This is a genomic window from Shinella sedimenti (genome assembly GCF_022601905.1).
Taxonomy (GTDB): Bacteria; Pseudomonadota; Alphaproteobacteria; order Rhizobiales; family Rhizobiaceae; genus Shinella; species Shinella sedimenti.
Genome location: NZ_JAKVIN010000017.1, coordinates 1 through 17252, shown reverse-complemented (window position 1 = coordinate 17252; position 17252 = coordinate 1). Strand labels below are relative to the sequence as shown.

The following is a 17252-nucleotide window of genomic DNA, read 5'->3' as shown; positions in this document are numbered from 1 at the left end:
GAAACCCTAGAGCGAGTTCGTCGGCCGCCAGAAGCGCCGCCGCTCTCGTTCGATGAGCGGCGTTATAGGACCATCATTCCAAACCGTCAACAGCCGATTTCATAAAAACGCAGAAATTCGACAAGTTATTGATATTAAACGTTTATTTTGAAGTTCACGAATGAGGCTCATCCGGCGCCACCGGCAAAACTGCGATTCCGCAATTCTAAATCTTGTCCAGGTGGTAAAAATTTTGAACGGCACCGCATAACGTGCTTTCCACGGGCCGGAATGACCCTCAGCCCTTTTCCGGGCTCTGCCCGCGGGCTATTCAAGCGCAGACAGACCGCAGGCCCCCCGCATCACGGGCGCCCTTTGCTATCCAGATATGCAGGCATGATCATGGCGTCGATATCAGAGACTTTGCCGAAGCTGCCGATAACGGACGTGCTGTCCGATCTTAGCGTGGCCTTGTCCGCGGGAACGCGCGCGGTGCTGTCTGCGCCACCCGGGGCGGGCAAGACGACCCTGGTGCCGCTCTTTCTTCTCGATGCGGCCTGGCGGGGCGATGGCCGGATCATCCTGCTCGAACCGCGCCGGCTGGCGGCGCGCGCCGCGGCGGGGCGCATGGCATCCCTGCTGGGAGAGACGGTGGGCGAGACCGTCGGCTACCGCATGCGGCTCGACGTCAGGGTCTCGGCGAAGACCCGCATCGAGGTGGTGACGGAGGGCGTCTTCGCCCGCATGATCCTCGACGATCCCGAACTGACGGGTGTTTCCACCGTGCTGTTCGACGAATTCCACGAGCGCTCGCTCGATGCGGATGTCGGGCTGGCGCTGGCGCTCGACGTGCAGGCGGCGCTGCGCGAAGACTTCAGGATCGTCGTCATGTCGGCGACACTCGATGTCCAGCGGGTCGCGGCCCTGCTCGATCACCCGCCGTCTATCGTCAGCGCGGGGCGCAGCTTTCCCGTCGAGATCCGCCATCAGGACCGGCCTGCCGGCGAGCGCATTGAGGACACGATGGCGCGCGCCATCATGGAGGCACACCGAGCGGAGACCGGATCGATCCTCGCCTTCCTGCCGGGCCAGGCCGAAATCACTCGCACCGCCGAGCGGCTGGCCGGCCGGTTCGGGCCGGAAACGACGGTGGTGCCGCTCTTCGGCAATCTCGGACAGAAGGAGCAGGACGCGGCGATCCGTCCGGCAGCAGCAGGCACGCGCAAGATCGTGCTTGCAACGTCGATCGCCGAAACCTCCATTACCATCGATGGCGTGCGCATCGTCATCGACAGTGGATTGCAGCGCCTGCCGGTCTTCGAGGCGGCGACCGGCATCACCCGGCTGGAGACGGCGCGCGTGTCGCGAGCTTCGGCCGACCAGCGCGCAGGCCGTGCGGGGCGAACGGAGCCCGGCGTGGCGATCCGGCTGTGGCATGCCGGGCAGACGGCGGCGCTGCCGGCCTTCACGCCGCCGCAGATTCTCTCCAGCGACCTCTCGGGCTTTCTGCTGGACCTTGCCCATTGGGGGGTGAGCGATCCTTCGGCGCTGCGTCTTGTCGACCAACCACCGGCCGCCGCACTCGAGGAGGCGCGCAACCTGCTGCGCCTGCTCGGTGCGCTCGACGCCACCGGCGCCCTGACGCCGGCCGGCAAGCGCATCCGCGCGCTCGCCTTGCCGCCGCGGCTGGCGGCAATGATACTGCACGCGGCGGAAGACGGCGAACAGCTGGCCGCCGCGCGGCTGGCGGTGCTGCTTACCGAACAGGGGCTGGGCGGCACGGCGGTCGATATCGAGGAGCGGCTGCGGCGCTTTTCCAATGAGCGCGGCGAACGGGCCGATGCCGCCCGCCGTCTGGCGCAGCGCATGGCGGACGGTTTCGGCACGGCAAAGGCCGCCGGTTCCAGCGCGCCGGGCGCGCTTCTCCTGCATGCCTATCCTGATCGTATCGCCTTGCAGCGCGGCGGGCGCGGCCGGTTCGTACTGGCAAACGGCCGTGGCGGCGAAACGCCGGAGACCGAACGCCTGGCCGGCGCCGACATGATCGTCGTTGCCGACCTCACCGGGCAGGCCGGCCGCCAGCGCATCCTCGCCGCCGCCGAGATCGACCGCGCCACCGTCGAGGCCGAGCTTGGCGACAGGATCGTGCGCGAGGACCAGTGCGTCTTCGACCGCGCCAGCCGGCAGGTGCGGGCGCGCCGGGTGGTGCGGCTCGGCGCGATGATCCTGGAGGAGACGCCGCTGCCGCGCCCGAGCGGGCCGAAAGCGGCGCAGGCGCTTGCCGAAGGCGTGCGCCTGCTCGGCCTTCAGGTCCTGCCGTTTTCCCGCGAGGCGGCACAGCTGCGCGATCGGATCGGATTTCTCCACCGCTCGATCGGCGAGCCCTGGCCGGACACCAGCGAAGCCGCCCTTCTCGCGCGGCTCGACGACTGGTTCGTGCCGTTTCAGGAGAACACGCGCGGCCTCGACGACATTACGGCGGCGAGCCTGCACGAGGGCCTGATGGCACTCGTGCCCTACGAGATGCAGCGCGATATCGGCCGCCTCGCCCCCACCCATTTCGAGGCGCCGACGGGACAGCGCCATCCGATCCGCTATGATGGCGAGGAGCCGGTGCTGGCGATCCGCGTGCAGGAACTGTTCGGGCTGAAGCAGCATCCGGCCGTCGCCGGCGGGCGGCTGCCGCTGCTTCTGGAGCTGCAATCGCCCGCACATAGGCCGATCCAGACGACGCGCGACCTGCCCGGCTTCTGGGCCGGCTCGTGGCGGGACGTGCGCGCCGATATGCGCGGCCGCTACCCGAGACACCCCTGGCCGGACGATCCGGCTGCGGCCATGCCGACGACGCGCGCCAAGCCGCGCGGCACATGATGATGAAGAAGGAACAGACCATGGCAGGCTATCAGGATATCGACTTCGAAGGCTCCGGCCGGCGGCTGCGTCTTGAAACGCTCATCCGCCTGCGCTGGCTTGCCGTGGCGGGCCAGTCGATCACCGTCATCGCGGTCAGCCTGTGGCTGGAATTCCCGCTGCCGCTGGTGCCGGCCGCCATCCTCATCGCGCTGCTTGCCGCGGTGAACTTCTTCCTCACCGTGCGCTTTCCCCCGGCTCACCGCCTGACGCCGCCTTCCGCGCTCCTGCTGCTCGCCTTCGACCTCTGCCAGCTGATGGCGCTGCTCTTCATCACGGGCGGCCTTGCCAATCCCTTTGCGCCGCTGGTCTGCGTTCCGGTCATCATCTCCTCCTCGCTCCAGCCGGTGCGCTTCAGCGTGGTGCTTGGCCTGCTCGCGGTTGCGGGCATCACGGCGCTTGCCTTCACGCCTTTCCCGCTTCCCTGGTTTGTCGGCACGTTGCTTGTCGTGCCGCCGATCCTGACGGCCGGTTTCTGGTTCGCCATCGTCTGCACGACGGCTTTTGCCGCCTTCTATTCCTATCGCGTGTCGCAGGAGGCGACCGAGCTTTCCGATGCACTGGCCGCCACCGAACTCATCCTCCAGCGTGAAAAGCACCTGTCGCAACTCGACGGGCTGGCGGCGGCGGCGGCCCATGAATTGGGCACGCCGCTTGCCACGATCAGCGTCGTCGCCCGCGAGATGGAGCGCGAACTGGGCAGCGACGAGCGCTTCCGGGAGGACGTGCAGCTTTTGCGCAGCCAGAGCGAGCGCTGCCGCGACATCCTGCGCCGGCTCACGACCCTCTCCACCGAGGACGAGGCACATATGCGCGTGCTGCCGCTCTCCTCGCTGATGGAGGAGGTCATGGCGCCGCACCGCGAATTCGGCATCGCGCTCAAGCTCATCGAGAACGGCGACCGCGCAAGCGAGCCGGTCGGCACCCGCAATCCCGGCATTCTTTACGGGCTGGGCAATCTTCTCGAAAATGCCGTCGATCACGCCCGCGCCGAGGTGACGGTCACCGTGAGCCATACGCCCGAGCGCGTGACCATCGTCATCGAGGACGACGGCGAAGGCTATGCGACGGACATTCTCCAGCGCATCGGCGATCCCTATGTCACCAAGCGCCAGAAGGACGAGCGAGCCGGCGGGCTCGGGCTGGGACTGTTCATCGCCAAGACGCTCCTGGAGCGGTCGGGCGCCAAATTGACGTTCGGCAACCGCACGGGCGACCAGCCCGGCGCGCGGGTATCGGTCGATTGGCCGCGGGCGCGCATGGAGGCAAAGGGTGCAAAATGACTTTACCCGCTGCATCTTAAGGGTGATAAGCTGATCACCATCAAGAATGGGCGAAAATCCGCGACGGAAGACGTAAAATGGCAGAAAACATCGAACCGCAGACGCAAACCGACGATATCGGCCCCGATCCCTCGCTTCTCCTCGTCGATGACGACGCGCCATTCCTGCGCCGGCTTGCGCGGGCCATGGAAACGCGCGGCTTTGCCGTCGATACGGCCGAATCCGTCGCCGAGGGCATTGCCAAGGCCAAGACCACGCCGCCGAAATACGCCGTTGTGGACCTCAGGCTGGGCGACGGCAGCGGTCTCGATGTGATTGCCGCCATTCGCCAGCGCCGCGACGACACGCGCATCATCATGCTGACCGGCTATGGCAATATCGCGACGGCGGTCAACGCCGTGAAGCTCGGTGCGGTCGACTATCTCGCCAAGCCGGCGGATGCCGACGATATCTTCGCCGCGCTGACGCAGCGGCCGGGCGAGAAGGTGGAGCTGCCGGAAAACCCGATGTCGGCGGATCGCGTGCGCTGGGAGCATATCCAGCGCGTCTATGAAATGTGCGACCGCAATGTTTCGGAAACCGCGCGACGCCTCAATATGCACCGCCGCACCTTGCAGCGTATCCTGGCGAAGCGCGCGCCGAAGTAACCATCGCAGGCTTGCGGCCGCCTCATCCGCCTACCGGCACCTTCTCCCCGGCGGGGAGGAGGAGAAACCGAGACGGTATCCCTCCCTCCCTTCTCCCCCCGCGGAGAAGGTGGCCCGAAGGGCCGGATGAGGGGGTGCAACCCCTCAATAATCCCTAAACCGGCGTGTCCCGCCGTCCCGAAACGATGGCGGAGATATCCGGCCCGTCGCGCCTGGTATCCATGGAAAACTCCGCCAGCAGCAGCCGGCCCGCGGCCACGCGGGCGAAGGCGAAGGTCACGGCCTTGCGCGTCGGCGCGGCCAGCCTGTGTTCGGGCGCCTCGCGCAGCATGTGCGCGCCGTAGCCGTCCGACAGGATGAGCCCGCAGTCCTCCGGGAAGATATCGAGCGGCACATCCTTGTGCGTGGCGAAGAACAGCCGGTCGCAATGACGCCGGTAGTCTGGCCATTTGCGATCGACCCGGAAATCCTCGATCGAGGTCTTGATCTCGACGATCCAGATCTCGCCCTTGTCGGAGAGGCTGATGAGGTCGGCGCGCCGGCCGCTCGCCAGCGTCAGTTCCGGCAGCACGGCATGGCGCATGTCCATCAGCATGCGCTGCACGCCGCGGCGTACCATCATGGCACGATCCGACTGGCGGCCGTCGAGCAGCGGGTTGTCATTGTGCAGGGAAACGATCGTCATGTGGGTCAACCTCGGCGATTCGCCATTCTAGCGCGAAGCGCGCGCGATGGCTCGAGACCGCCGGAAAAAGTTAAGGCGCGTCACTCGTGACCTGTGCGCGCAAGACTTCATTAACCGCGCCGCGCGGTTCCTGTTCGTGCATGGGCCGGCGAAGAGAAAACCGTTGAACGGCACGACGCAGCGTGCTTGGCAAGAAACCGGGCATGGTGAAAGCGGCTGGCGGCCGGGCATTGTTGTTGCAAAAAAACAATCCCGCGGCTTTTTGCTTTGGCCAGAGCTCAGGCAAGGGCGCGCAGACTTGCATTGACCGGTTTAATCGAAAATAAACCATAATCAATGAAAGCTCCGCGTACCGGAACTTCTTAATCCCTGATCCAAGAGACTCACATGCGCTTCCGCAATGCCCTCCTTCTGTGCGGCCTGGCAGCGGCCGTCACACTCGCCGGTTGTTCGTCGTCCTCCACCTCCACGCCGGGCGAAAGGGTGGCGACGAATGCCATCTTTACCTCGGAATATGGCGCTGTTGAGGACAACGGTTACGCGCTGCCGGCGATCCCGATCAGCAAGGTGAACGAGAAGTTCCATCGCCAGATCGTCGATTACGCGACGAACGAAAAGCCTGGCACCATCGTCGTCAACACGCCGAACCGCTTCCTTTATTACGTGCTGCCCGGCGGCAAGGCCGTGCGCTACGGCATCGGCGTTGGCAAGCAGGGCTTTGCCTGGAAGGGCGAGGCTTACATCGCCTGGAAGCAGGAATGGCCGACCTGGCATCCGCCGCAGGAGATGGCCGCCCGCAAGCCTGATGTCGCCCGCTACGTCAAGGAAGGCATGGGCCCGGGCCTGAAGAACCCGCTCGGCGCACGCGCCCTCTACCTCTTCAATGAAAAGGGCCAGGACACGCTGTTCCGTCTGCACGGCACGCCGGAATGGGCCTCTATCGGCACGGCCGCCTCGTCGGGCTGCATCCGCCTGATGAACCAGGACATCATCGACCTCTACAAGCGCGTCCGCCCCGGCCGCTCGGCCCGCGTCGTCGTCCAGCAGTAACCAGACGAAACCCGCATCAAAAAAGAAGCCGCCGGATCGCTCCGGCGGCTTCTTTCGTTTGGATGGATGGGGCGCCCCTCATCCGCATACTGGAACCCTCTCCCCGCAGGTGAGAAGGGAGGACGAGCTTGACGGCAGGGGCATGCATCCCCTGCCCGCCTTGACTCGAATTTAGCCCCTCGCCTTCAGCTCCAGGCGGCGGCGGTGCAGGACGGGCTCGGTGTAGCCGTTCGGCTGCTCGCGGCCCTTGAGAACGAGGTCGAGGGCCGCCTGGAAGGCGATGGAGCCGTCGAAATTGCCGGCCATCGGGCGGTAGAGCGGATCGCCTTCGTTCTGCCCGTCGACAACCTTCGCCATGCGCTTCATCGTCTCGAGGATCTGCGCTTCGGTGACGACGCCGTGGTGCAGCCAGTTGGCCATGTGCTGGGCGGAGATGCGCAGCGTGGCGCGGTCTTCCATCAGGCCGACATTGTTGATGTCGGGCACCTTGGAGCAGCCGACGCCCTGATCGATCCAGCGCACGACATAGCCCAGGATGCCCTGGGCATTGTTGTCGAGCTCGCGCTGGATTTCCTCCGGCGTCCAGTTCGGCCTGACGGCGACCGGCACCGACAGGATATCCGACAGTTTGGCGCGCGGGCGCGCGCGCAGCGAAGCCTGCACCTCGGCGACATTAACCTTGTGGTAGTGCGTCGCATGCAGCGTCGCGGCCGTCGGCGAGGGCACCCAGGCGGTGTTGGCGCCGGCCTTGGGATGGGCGATCTTCTGCTCCAGCATCGCCGCCATCAGGTCGGGCATGGCCCACATGCCCTTGCCGATCTGCGCATGGCCGGACAGGCCGCATTCCAGGCCGATGTCGACGTTCCAGTTCTCGTAGGCGGAAATCCAGGCGGCCTGCTTCATATCGCCCTTGCGGATCATCGGGCCCGCTTCCATCGAGGTGTGGATTTCGTCGCCGGTGCGGTCGAGGAAGCCGGTATTGATGAAGACGACGCGCTCCTTCGCGGCGCGGATCGCCTCCTTGAGGTTGACCGTGGTGCGGCGCTCCTCGTCCATGATGCCCATCTTCATCGTGTTGGGCGCCATGCCGATGGCGGCCTCGACGCGGCCGAACAGCTTTGAAGCGAAGGCAACCTCTTCCGGCCCGTGCATCTTCGGCTTGACGACATACATCGAGCCTTCAGGAGAATTCTGCCGGCGACCGTTCGGACCGACATCGTGCAGCGCGATCAGGCCGGTGACCATCGCATCCATGATCCCCTCGGGCACTTCGTTGCCGTCGCGGTCGCGGATCGCCGGGTTGGTCATGAGGTGGCCGACATTGCGCACCAGCATCAGCGAGCGGCTGCGCAGCGTGGCCGCCGAGCCGTCGGGCGTGGTGTAGCCCCGGTCCGCATTGAGCGTGCGCGTAAAGCTCTTGCCGCCCTTGGTGACCTCTTCCGCCAGATCGCCCCTCATAAGGCCGAGCCAGTTACGGTAGACGACGATCTTGTCCTCGGCATCGACGGCGGCGACGGAATCCTCGCAGTCCATGATCGTGGTGAGCGCCGATTCGATGGCGACATCGGCGATATGCGCCGGGTCGTCCTTGCCGGTCGGGGTTTCGGCATCGATGCGGATGTCGATATGCAGGCCGTTGTTGACGAGCAGGACATGGGTCGGCGACGACGCATCGCCGACATAGCCGGCGAACTTGCCGGCATCGGCAAGCCCCGTCGTGCCGCCGGCCGAAAGCGTGACGACGAGCGCGCCGCCGTGGACCGCAAAGCCCGCCGCGTCGGACCACATTGCGCCATCGAGCGGTGCCGCTTCATCGAGAAAGGCCTTCGCCCAGGCGATGACCTTGGCGCCGCGCACGGGATTGTAACCCTTGCCCTTTTCCGCGCCGTCTATCTCGGCAATCGCATCCGTGCCGTAAAGCGCGTCATAGAGCGAGCCCCAGCGCGCATTGGCGGCATTCAGCGCATAACGCGCGTTCATGACGGGAACGACGAGCTGCGGGCCGGCGAGGCTGGCGATTTCCGGGTCGACATTGTCGGTCGTGACCGTGAAGGCGTCGCCTTCCGGCAGGAGATAGCCGATCTCGCGCAGGAAGCCCTCATAGGCCGCCATGTCCGAAGGCGCGCCGTTTGCGCGATACCAGGCGTCGATCTTTTCCTGCAGCGCATCGCGCTTGGCCAGCAGCGCGCGGTTCTCAGGCCCAAGCTCGTGCACGATGGCGGAGAAGGCCGCAAAATAGGCCTCGGCATCAACGCCCGTGCCCGGAAGGGCCTCCTTGACGAGAAAGTCGTATAGATCGCTGTCGATCGAAAGACCGGCTTTTTCCGTATAGGTCATGAAAAAACTCCGAAGAACGGGACGAAGGGGGAGTATCCCGAATGCTGCCACTTTCCGCGGCTTTCATTCATAGTCAATTCGGCAATAACGTGAATTATTTATTCCGTTACGGAAACAATCCCGTCTAAGCCTCCTGGGCGATGCGGGGGCGGCCGCTCGCGGTTGCGGTAAATCGGGCCTCGATCAGCTTGCGGCTGCCCTCCACGTCGGGCGCGTCTATCTCTTCGGCGAAGGTCACGGCGGGCTCGTCGGCGCCGTTGGCGCGGGCCGCGTGCAGGGCGGCCGTCATCGCCCGCTCGCGGGCCATTGCGAAGGCCGCGGCCTCGTCGACATGGCGCACGCTTTCGCCTGCCCCGGCGACGATGAACACGCCCTCCTCCGGCTGGGTCACGAAGACGGTCACGCTGTTGCGGACCTGTCCGACCACCGCACCGACGGCATTGGCCACGCCGGCATCGGCGGGAATGACCGATTCGGCACCGAGCATGGCGGCGATATCGGGATAGTAGACCGGCGCGGACGCCCCCAGGCCCACCAGCGGCCGGTCAAGCGCGATCTGGAACCGCACGATGCCGGCGCGCCGGTGCAGCGCCCGGTCGACGGCGACGGAACCGGCCGGATCGATCGCGCCCACACCGTCATCGGCAAGGCAGGCGGAGAGGATGACATCGGACGATTGCCGGGTCAGGCGGTCGACGATGCGCTGCGCCAGCGCATCCGGGCTGTCGGCAATGGGCCGGCCCGTGCCGTCCTTCACGCGCGCGGCCAGCGCAAGGCCAAGACGCGCGGCCTCGGCATCCCACTGCCCCTGCCCGCCCAGCACATGCATGGCGTCGGACGGCGTCACGCCGCAGATATGCACGAGGCCCCGCGCCACCAGACGGTCGAGCGTCGCCTTCTGCGGCGTCGTCATCAGCAGACCGTCGAGTGGAACCGGAGCGGCACCGATCTTGTCGTAAAGCGCCTGTTCCTGCGGCTGGAGGCCGCTTGCCAGCCGCTCGGGAACGCCCGTGCGCACGGCAAAACGCCCGTCGTGCCGGCCGACATGGGCGGTGCGCAGCTGGCGCTCCAGCACCGGCAGGATACTTTCGGGATACAGCGTCGAGGCAAGGCTGAGCGGCAGGAAGCGCCGCGGCCCCAGATCGATGCGGGCCGAAAGCCCCCGGTCGTCGATGCGCACTTCCGAATCGCCGCCGAGGCCGAAGGTGCGCATGGCGACCGCCTCCACCATGGTCCGGTAGCCGCCGACCACCGCACCCTCCGCGTCGAGCTTCGGGCGACCCTTGTCGAGCACGGCCACATCCGTCGTGGTGCCACCGATATCGGACACCACGGCATCGTCGAGGCCCGTCAGGTGGCGCGCGCCGACAAGGCTTGCCGCCGGGCCGGACAGGATGGTCTCGATGGGGCGCAGCCGCGCCTCGGCCGCCGAGATCAGCGCGCCGTCGCCGCGCACCACCATCATCGGCACCTGGATGCCACGGCGCAGGAGAAAGTCCTCGCAGGCGCCTATCAGCCGGTCGATCATCGAGACGAGGCGGGCATTGAGCAGCGTCGTCAGCGCCCGGCGCGGTCCGCCGAGCTTGGAGGAGAGTTCGTGACTGCACGTCACCGGCAGATGCGAGACCGCGCGGATGCGCTCGCGCACGCGCTGTTCGTGCGCCGGGTTGCGCACGGCGAAATAGCCGGCCACGGCAAAGGAGGACACGGCCTGCGACAGCGCCGGCAGCGCCTCGTCCAGCCCGCGCATGTCGAGCGGCGTCTCGTTGCCGTGCACATTGTGCCCGCCGGGCAGGAAGACGACAGGGTCGGTGCCGAGCGCCTCGGCAAGGCCGTCGCGCTTGAGATCGTCGGGGCTGAAGCCGATCATGACGAGCCCGGCACGGCCGCCCTGCCCTTCCACCAGCGCGTTGGTGGCGAGCGTCGTGGAAAGCGAGACGAGGCCAATGGCGGAAACCGGCACTCTTGCCTCACCGAGCACCGCATCCACCGCGCCGGAAATGCCGACCGAGAGATCGTGGCGGGTGGTCAGCGCTTTGGCCCGCGCCACCACGCCGAGGGTTTCACTGTAGAGGGCGGCGTCCGTATAGGTGCCGCCGGTATCGATGCCGAGTAACAAATGGTCTGCCACGAGAATACTTCCAAACCGCATGCCGTCCCTGTTCAAAGCCGGCCTGGAATGGTGTTATGGCATGTCCGGTGTCGTTGTCACCATCCCGCCGGCGACATGCCTGTGAAGCATCGAGGAGACCCAGAGTGTTTGATCCGCGTCATGGAAACCGCCTGCTGAGAGCCCTCCTTGTCGGCACTGCCCTGCTGGCCGCAGGCCTGCCGGCGTCGGCCCAGGAAGACGACGAGGCGGAGTATCAGGCCCAGATTCCCGACGTCTCGATCTACAAGGCGATGCTGGACGCCAACAAGCGCACCGGCTGGGTGCAGTTCCGCGAATATGCCGGCCAGCAGCTCATCTATTTCACGGCGTTGCAGAGCATGCATTGCCGGCTCAAGGAAGTGCGCTACTCCATCAATTCCGACACGCTCGACCAGACCTTCCCCATGGCGAAATGCGACCCGGAGCTGCCCTTCAACCTGCCCTCGGACGACAGCCAGAACTGGATCTACATCAAGCTGAAGCCGGGCGAAGCGCAGACCATCGCCGTGCAGGCCGTCTGGGATGACGGCAGTGGCAGCGAGATCGTCGTCTACCAGCCCTGCAAGAACCCGGAAGCCACCTGCGCCGCGATCAAGACGATCAAGAAGGCGAAGGCGCGCGCGGACGAGCCCGCACCTTCAACGCCAGTCCGTTAGCCGGCTGCGTCGTCAGGCGCTGCACCGGCCAGGGCTTGGTGTCTTCCGTCATGTCGAAGCGGAAGCGATGCATCAGCACGCCGAGCGCGATGATCGCCTCCTGCATGGCAAATGTCGCGCCGATACAGATGCGCGGCCCCGCACCGAAGGGGAGGTACTGGAAACGGTGGATCTGGTCGCGATTTTCCGGCAGGAAGCGCTCGGGCATGAAGGCGCGCGGTTTCTGCCATAGGAGCTCATGGCGGTGCAGCGTCCAGGGCATGACGAGGATCGTCACGTTGCGGGGTATCTCCACCACCTCGCCGTCCGGGCTCGTCCAGCTGTCGTCGGCAATCGCCTCGCGGTTGATGGAGGGCGCCGGCGGATAGAGCCGCATCGCCTCCTCGAAGGCCGCGCGCGTCCAGGGCATGCGCTCGAGCCAGTCGACCGGGTCCGCCCCGCTTTCCACCACGCGGTCGATCTCCTCTTCCATCGCCTCGCGCACATGCGGCGAATTGGCGACGCAGTAGAGCGTCCAGGCCAGCGCCCGTGCGGTCGTCTCGTGGCCGGCGCCGATGAAGGTCAGGATATTGTCTTCCACCTCCTCCATGGTCAGCCCGTCCGGCCCGGCAGCGCCCAGCAGCAGCGTCAGGAAGTCGCTCGGCGCGCCGCCGCCCTCCGCCATGCGCTTGAGGCGAAGCTCCATCGTGTCGCGCACGATCTTGCGGAACTTGCCGAGCACCCGCAGGCCGCCGATACGCGTGACGCGCGGCACCCAGGAGGGCGCGCGCAGCAGATCCATGGGATCGACACGCCCCATGGAATGCAGGAGATCGTCCACGTCATCGGCGAAATTGGTGGATGCGGTGACGATCTCGCCGGAAAACAGCGTGTCGGAGAGGATGGAGAAGGCCAGCTCCGTCATGTCGTTGCCGATATCGAAGACCGTGCCGTCCGCACCCTCGTATTTCTGCGCGTAAAGCTCGGACTGCGCGAGCATCTGCGCGGCAAACCCCTTGGCATGGCGCGGCGTGAAGATGGGGGCGACGGCCTTGCGCGAGCGGCGCCAGACGGGACCTTCGGCGGTGAGCAGCCCGTCGCGCAGGATCGGCCGCAACACGAGCTGGCGCACCACGGCCATCTTGTAGTTGGCGGCGTTGTCGACGAGCAGATATTTGATGAGGCCGGGATCGTTGACGATGAGCGTCTTCTCGCCGACGAAGCTCGTCATGATCCAGGGCAGCGTATAGGAGGGCTCGCCCCACAGTTCCAGCGGATTGCGGAAGACGGTGCGGATGATCTCGAGTTTCGAAGGCGGCACCGTGCGCGGTATCGGCGCAGGCGGTTCGAACGGCTCGGGACGCATATCCATGGTAGCTTCCTTCCTTCGGCTCTTGTCCCTCAATATGGGGCGCAACTGGGCCGATAGGAAGGCGACGGCCGCTCAAGGCCGCGTGAACCCGGCGCTTTACGCCGGAAAGGCCGCTAGAGCAGGCTGCGCAGGTCGTCCAGCTTGTCGTTGACCAGCCAGCCGTAATAGTTCTCTTCCGGCCAGGTCGCCTCGCCCGCGGCACGGCGCGCGGCGAAGGCTGCGGCGCGCGCATCGGGATTGCCGATATTGTAGAGCGTCGCCGTCAGGCCGGGATTCTTCGAGATATCGACGCCGGCGATCTTCTTGTAGGCATCGATCGAGCGGCGGATGGCGGCCGCCATGTAGGCAAGCGAGATATCCGGGTCCATGATCGCCTGGTAGACGCCGGCCGCATCGTTCTCGTCGAGCGGCTTGTAGCCGGAGAAACGCGCCACGTCGTCGGTCAGCGTCAGCGCGGTCAGCGGATTGATCTGGCCGAGGCCGAAGGTCTGGCCGGCATAGAAGGGCTGGAAGAAAACAGCGCTGAAGCGGTTTCTCGGGAAGGACGTGCCGTCAACCGTCTTGCCGCTGAACGAACGGTTCCAGACGTTTTCGCGGCAGGTCCACTGCGCGTAGGAGCCTTTCTTGCCCTCGCATTCGGAAAATTGCGGACGCTTGAGGAAGTCGCCGATGGCCTCGCCGTCATAGGCGAAGCGGAAGTTGCCGGTATAGGAGGCAGCCTTCACGTAATAGCTCTGCAGGCGGTCGTAGGCGTCCACATTATAGGTGTGCTCGCCGACGATGGCGCCGACGATGTGAATGGGGTCGATGCCGTATTTGCCGGCCGCCGCCCTGATCTTGCCCGTCAGCTGGCGGTCGCCTGATAGAAGATCGCGCACCTTCTGGTATTTCGCGTCGAAGGAGGTCTTGTTGCCCTTGGTGCGACGGACAGAGGCGCCTGGAATGGCGGGCTGCTCCGCGTTGCGGTTGCCGGCGGGCACCACGTCGATCGCCAGCGCCGTCGTCTGGCTCTGCACGAAGAGGGCGGCTGCAAGGGCAAGCACAGGGAAGAGCTGTCGCACGGTTCCGGTTCCTGTCTGGTCAATCGTTCGAAGTGGCATGGACGGGATGCAGGACAATCGTGTCGTCATCATGCCGGACGCGGCAATGGCCTAGGCTGCGTCCGCGGTTCTGTCGAGGGGGCGGGCCCGCAAAAGCGCGACACCGGCGGTTGCTAAGACAACCACCGGTGCCGAAACGTCACAGGATGTAGCGCGACAGATCCGTGTTGGCCGCCAGCGCGCCGACATGCTTCTTCACATAGTCGGCGTCAATGACGAGGCGGTTGCCACCCTTGTCCGGCGCCTCGAAGGAAATCTCGTCGAGTACCCGCTCCATCACCGTCTGGAGACGGCGCGCGCCGATATTCTCGACGCTCGAATTGAGCTGCACGGCGACATCGGCCAACGCGTCGATGCCGTCCTCGGTGAATTCGAGTTCGACATCCTCCGTGCCCATCAGCGCCTTGTACTGCCGGATGAGGCTTGCTTCCGTCTCCGTCAGGATCCGGCGGAAGTCTTCGCGCGACAGCGCCTTCAGCTCGACGCGGATCGGCAGGCGGCCCTGGAGTTCCGGCAGGAGGTCCGAGGGCTTGGAGACATGGAAGGCGCCCGAGGCGATGAACAGGATGTGGTCCGTCTTCACCGGCCCGTACTTCGTGGCGACCGTCGTGCCCTCGACGAGCGGCAGGAGGTCGCGCTGCACGCCCTCGCGGGAGACGCCCGCGCCCATGCCGCCGTCGCGCGCGGCGATCTTGTCGATCTCGTCGATGAAGACGATGCCGTCGTTCTCGGCCGAGCGGATGGCCTCGCGCTGGATCTGCTCGTTGTCGAGCAGCTTGTCGGATTCGTCGTCGATCAGGATCTTGTAGCTGTCCTTGACCGTCGTCTTGACCTTCTTGGTGCGGCCGCCCATGGCCTTGCCGAACATTTCAGACAGGTTCAGCACGCCGATATTGGCGCCCGGCATGCCGGGGATCTCGAAGCCGCCGGGTGTTCCGGTGTCGGCAACGTCGACCTCGATGTCCTTGTCGTCGAGTTCGTTCGCACGCAGCTTCTTGCGAAACGAATCACGCGTGGCCGGCGAGGCGGTGGCGCCGACCAGCGCGTCGAGCACGCGTTCCTCCGCATTGGCATGGGCCTTTGCCGTTACCTCGGCGCGCTTCTTCTCGCGCACCAGGCCGATGCCGACCTCGACGAGGTCGCGCACGATCTGCTCGACGTCACGGCCGACATAGCCGACCTCGGTGAACTTGGTGGCCTCGACCTTGACGAAGGGCGCGCCGGCGAGCTTGGCGAGACGGCGGGAGATTTCCGTCTTGCCGACGCCGGTCGGGCCGATCATCAGGATGTTCTTCGGCATCACCTCGTCGCGCAGGTCCGGCTCAAGCTGGTGGCGGCGCCAGCGGTTGCGCAGCGCAATCGCCACGGCGCGCTTGGCGTCATGCTGGCCGATGATGAAACGGTCGAGTTCGGAAACGATCTCGCGGGGGGAAAAATTGGTCATGGGTTTCCTCTAGCAACGGTCACGGGCCAAGATCAGCGCCGGGCCGTCCTTTGTCATGCGTTGATCGAAAGCATGGAACCCGGCCTTCTCATAGGCCCGGATGGCATGCGCATTCTCGGGATGCGGATCGAGCACCACCCGCTCCACGCCGTCGGCGAACATCTTTTGCACAAAGGCATCAATCATGGCCGGCCCGTGGCCGAGGCCGACCATGTCGGCAGGGCCGATGAACTGGTCGATGCCAAGGGTGCGGTCCGGGCGGTCGCCGAAGGACAGGTCCGACGGGTCGATCCTGTAGCTCTGCAGATAGGCGAAGGGCTTTCCGTCATGGGAGACGATGAAGGACGCCATTGCAGGTTCGTCGAAATCCGCGGCGATACCCGCAACCTCCTCAGCCGGATCGCCCCACCAGCGCCGGACATGCGGCGCGGCGAGCCAGCGTTCCAGCATCGGCAGGTCGGCGGCCGTCACAGGCCGGAAAGCGTATGCCTCAGCGGTCGGCATCCAGCGTCTCCACCACGACATTGTGGTTGGTGTAGACGCAGATGTCGCCTGCGATCTGCATGGCCTTGCGGGCGATATCCTCGGCCGACTTGTCGGTGTCCATCAGCGCGCGGGCCGCCGCATAGGCATAGTTGCCGCCCGAGCCGATCGCCATGGTGCCGTGTTCCGGCTCCAGCACGTCGCCATTGCCGGTCAGCGCCAGCGTGATGGACTTGTCGGCCACCAGCATCATGGCTTCCAGACGGCGCAGATAGCGGTCGGTGCGCCAGTCCTTGGCGAGCTCGACGGCGGCGCGCATCAGCTGGTCGGGATATTGCTCCAGCTTGGCTTCCAGCCGCTCAAGCAGGGTAAAGGCATCGGCGGTCGCGCCGGCAAAACCGGCAATGACGTCGCCCTTGGCAAGACGGCGCACCTTGCGCGCATTGCCCTTCATGACGGTCTGGCCAAGGCTCACCTGGCCGTCGCCCGCCATGACCACCTTGCCGTCCTTGCGGACGGTGATGATCGTCGTGGCGTGCATGGAAGCATAGGGATCGTGTTCACTCATATCAGACCTCTGAGGCCCGAGGACCGGGCAAGGATACCGCCGGCGAGGCGGCTTCGTTGTGCCCTATGTAAGCAGCGGTTCGGCGATTGCAAAGGTCGGGAGCCGTCGTTGCGCGCCCGGCGCGCGCAAAGCACGGGAGAGGCCGTCGCCGTCCAAAATAAGCCTTGCTTTCCCTTTGGAATGCGCGGGTTATGGTTTCCCATCCACAGTGAGGGTTATGACGATGGCCAAAGGTCAGGTCCGCAGCAACAAGGAAGCCCGCAAACCCAAGAAGGACAAGGTGGCTCCAGCAGCCGCTCCGACCCTTGGCGCGCAGGTGAAGAACAGCGAAAGCGCCACCAAGAAGAAATGACGGGCAAGGGCGCCGGTCCGCCGGTGCCCCTCTCCCCCATTTTCGTGCCGGCGTGATCCGAGCCACCCCTCCCCGCCACTGTCTTCGTCTTTGCTGTGCTTCGCAGGGCTGTTGCGGCGTGGAGAAACGAAGGTGGATACGGGGACATCGGCGCCGGAAAAACCCAATTCTTCCAATCCCCGCCGCCCTTTTCACCCGCAAATCATCCCCGCCTTCCGCCCATCGCCTATCCTGAACGTCCTTCCGCCGCCGGAC

The 17252-nt window shown here is 65.7% G+C and carries 14 protein-coding genes; 6 read left to right on the top strand and 8 right to left on the bottom strand.

The window, feature by feature from the left end; all coding sequences use genetic code 11:
* Positions 1–381: 381 nt before the first annotated feature.
* The 3 genes from hrpB to MKI86_RS23460 all read left to right on the top strand — a co-directional run bounded on the left by hrpB (position 382) and on the right by MKI86_RS23460 (position 4819).
* Complete coding sequence (hrpB, locus tag MKI86_RS23470; RefSeq protein WP_241605896.1) at positions 382–2850, top strand: ATP-dependent helicase HrpB; 2469 nt, start codon at positions 382–384, stop codon at positions 2848–2850.
* 20 nt (positions 2851–2870) lie between these two features.
* Entirely contained in the window at positions 2871–4172 is a 1302-nt protein-coding gene (locus MKI86_RS23465) for an ActS/PrrB/RegB family redox-sensitive histidine kinase (RefSeq protein WP_241605893.1), read from the top strand.
* A 77-nt stretch (positions 4173–4249) separates the two neighbouring features.
* A complete protein-coding gene (locus MKI86_RS23460) occupies positions 4250–4819 on the top strand; it encodes an ActR/PrrA/RegA family redox response regulator transcription factor (RefSeq protein ID WP_241605892.1) in 570 nt (189 codons plus the stop codon).
* Positions 4820–4973: 154 nt separating this feature from the next.
* On the opposite strand, the gene MKI86_RS23455 is transcribed toward MKI86_RS23460, so the two are convergent.
* Positions 4974–5504 carry an MmcB family DNA repair protein gene (locus MKI86_RS23455; RefSeq protein ID WP_241605890.1) on the bottom strand — a complete coding sequence of 177 codons (531 nt, stop codon included), beginning with the start codon at positions 5502–5504 and terminating at the stop codon, positions 4974–4976.
* Positions 5505–5891: 387 nt separating this feature from the next.
* Between MKI86_RS23455 and MKI86_RS23450 the strand changes: the two genes are divergently transcribed.
* The gene (locus tag MKI86_RS23450) at positions 5892–6554 is read left to right on the top strand and encodes a L,D-transpeptidase (protein WP_241605888.1); all 663 of its coding nucleotides are present in this window, start codon (positions 5892–5894) and stop codon (positions 6552–6554) included.
* A gap of 171 nt (positions 6555–6725) precedes the next feature.
* On the opposite strand, the gene MKI86_RS23445 is transcribed toward MKI86_RS23450, so the two are convergent.
* Together MKI86_RS23445 and MKI86_RS23440 are read right to left on the bottom strand one after the other, a co-directional pair.
* On the bottom strand, positions 6726–8891 hold the full coding sequence (locus MKI86_RS23445) for a malate synthase G (RefSeq protein ID WP_241605886.1): 2166 nt from the start codon (positions 8889–8891) through the stop codon (positions 6726–6728).
* Positions 8892–9015: 124 nt separating this feature from the next.
* Entirely contained in the window at positions 9016–11022 is a 2007-nt protein-coding gene (locus MKI86_RS23440) for a hydantoinase/oxoprolinase N-terminal domain-containing protein (RefSeq protein ID WP_241605884.1), read from the bottom strand.
* Between the two features lie 125 nt (positions 11023–11147).
* Between MKI86_RS23440 and MKI86_RS23435 the strand changes: the two genes are divergently transcribed.
* Positions 11148–11699, top strand: coding sequence for a hypothetical protein (locus MKI86_RS23435; protein WP_241605882.1), 552 nt, complete (start codon positions 11148–11150; stop codon positions 11697–11699).
* Here the strand turns inward: MKI86_RS23435 and MKI86_RS23430 are convergent.
* From MKI86_RS23430 to hslV, 5 genes are all read right to left on the bottom strand, one after another.
* Entirely contained in the window at positions 11644–13050 is a 1407-nt protein-coding gene (locus MKI86_RS23430) for a cytochrome P450 (RefSeq protein ID WP_241605880.1), read from the bottom strand. The genes MKI86_RS23435 and MKI86_RS23430 overlap by 56 nt on opposite strands.
* A gap of 113 nt (positions 13051–13163) precedes the next feature.
* Positions 13164–14111, bottom strand: a complete 948-nt coding sequence (locus MKI86_RS23425) for a DUF1402 family protein (RefSeq protein WP_241605878.1) — start codon at positions 14109–14111, stop codon at positions 13164–13166.
* 178 nt (positions 14112–14289) lie between these two features.
* Positions 14290–15594 carry an ATP-dependent protease ATPase subunit HslU gene (gene hslU / locus MKI86_RS23420; protein WP_241605876.1) on the bottom strand — a complete coding sequence of 435 codons (1305 nt, stop codon included), beginning with the start codon at positions 15592–15594 and terminating at the stop codon, positions 14290–14292.
* Positions 15595–15603: 9 nt separating this feature from the next.
* Positions 15604–16098 carry a GNAT family N-acetyltransferase gene (locus MKI86_RS23415; RefSeq protein WP_241605874.1) on the bottom strand — a complete coding sequence of 165 codons (495 nt, stop codon included), beginning with the start codon at positions 16096–16098 and terminating at the stop codon, positions 15604–15606.
* The gene (hslV, locus tag MKI86_RS23410; RefSeq protein WP_241605872.1) at positions 16085–16645 is read right to left on the bottom strand and encodes an ATP-dependent protease subunit HslV; all 561 of its coding nucleotides are present in this window, start codon (positions 16643–16645) and stop codon (positions 16085–16087) included. Before hslV ends, MKI86_RS23415 begins: the two co-directional genes overlap by 14 nt.
* 217 nt (positions 16646–16862) lie before the next feature.
* Here hslV and MKI86_RS23815 point away from each other — a divergent pair, with 217 nt between their 5' ends.
* Positions 16863–16997, top strand: coding sequence for a hypothetical protein (locus MKI86_RS23815; protein WP_256464531.1), 135 nt, complete (start codon positions 16863–16865; stop codon positions 16995–16997).
* Positions 16998–17252: the final 255 nt, after the last annotated feature.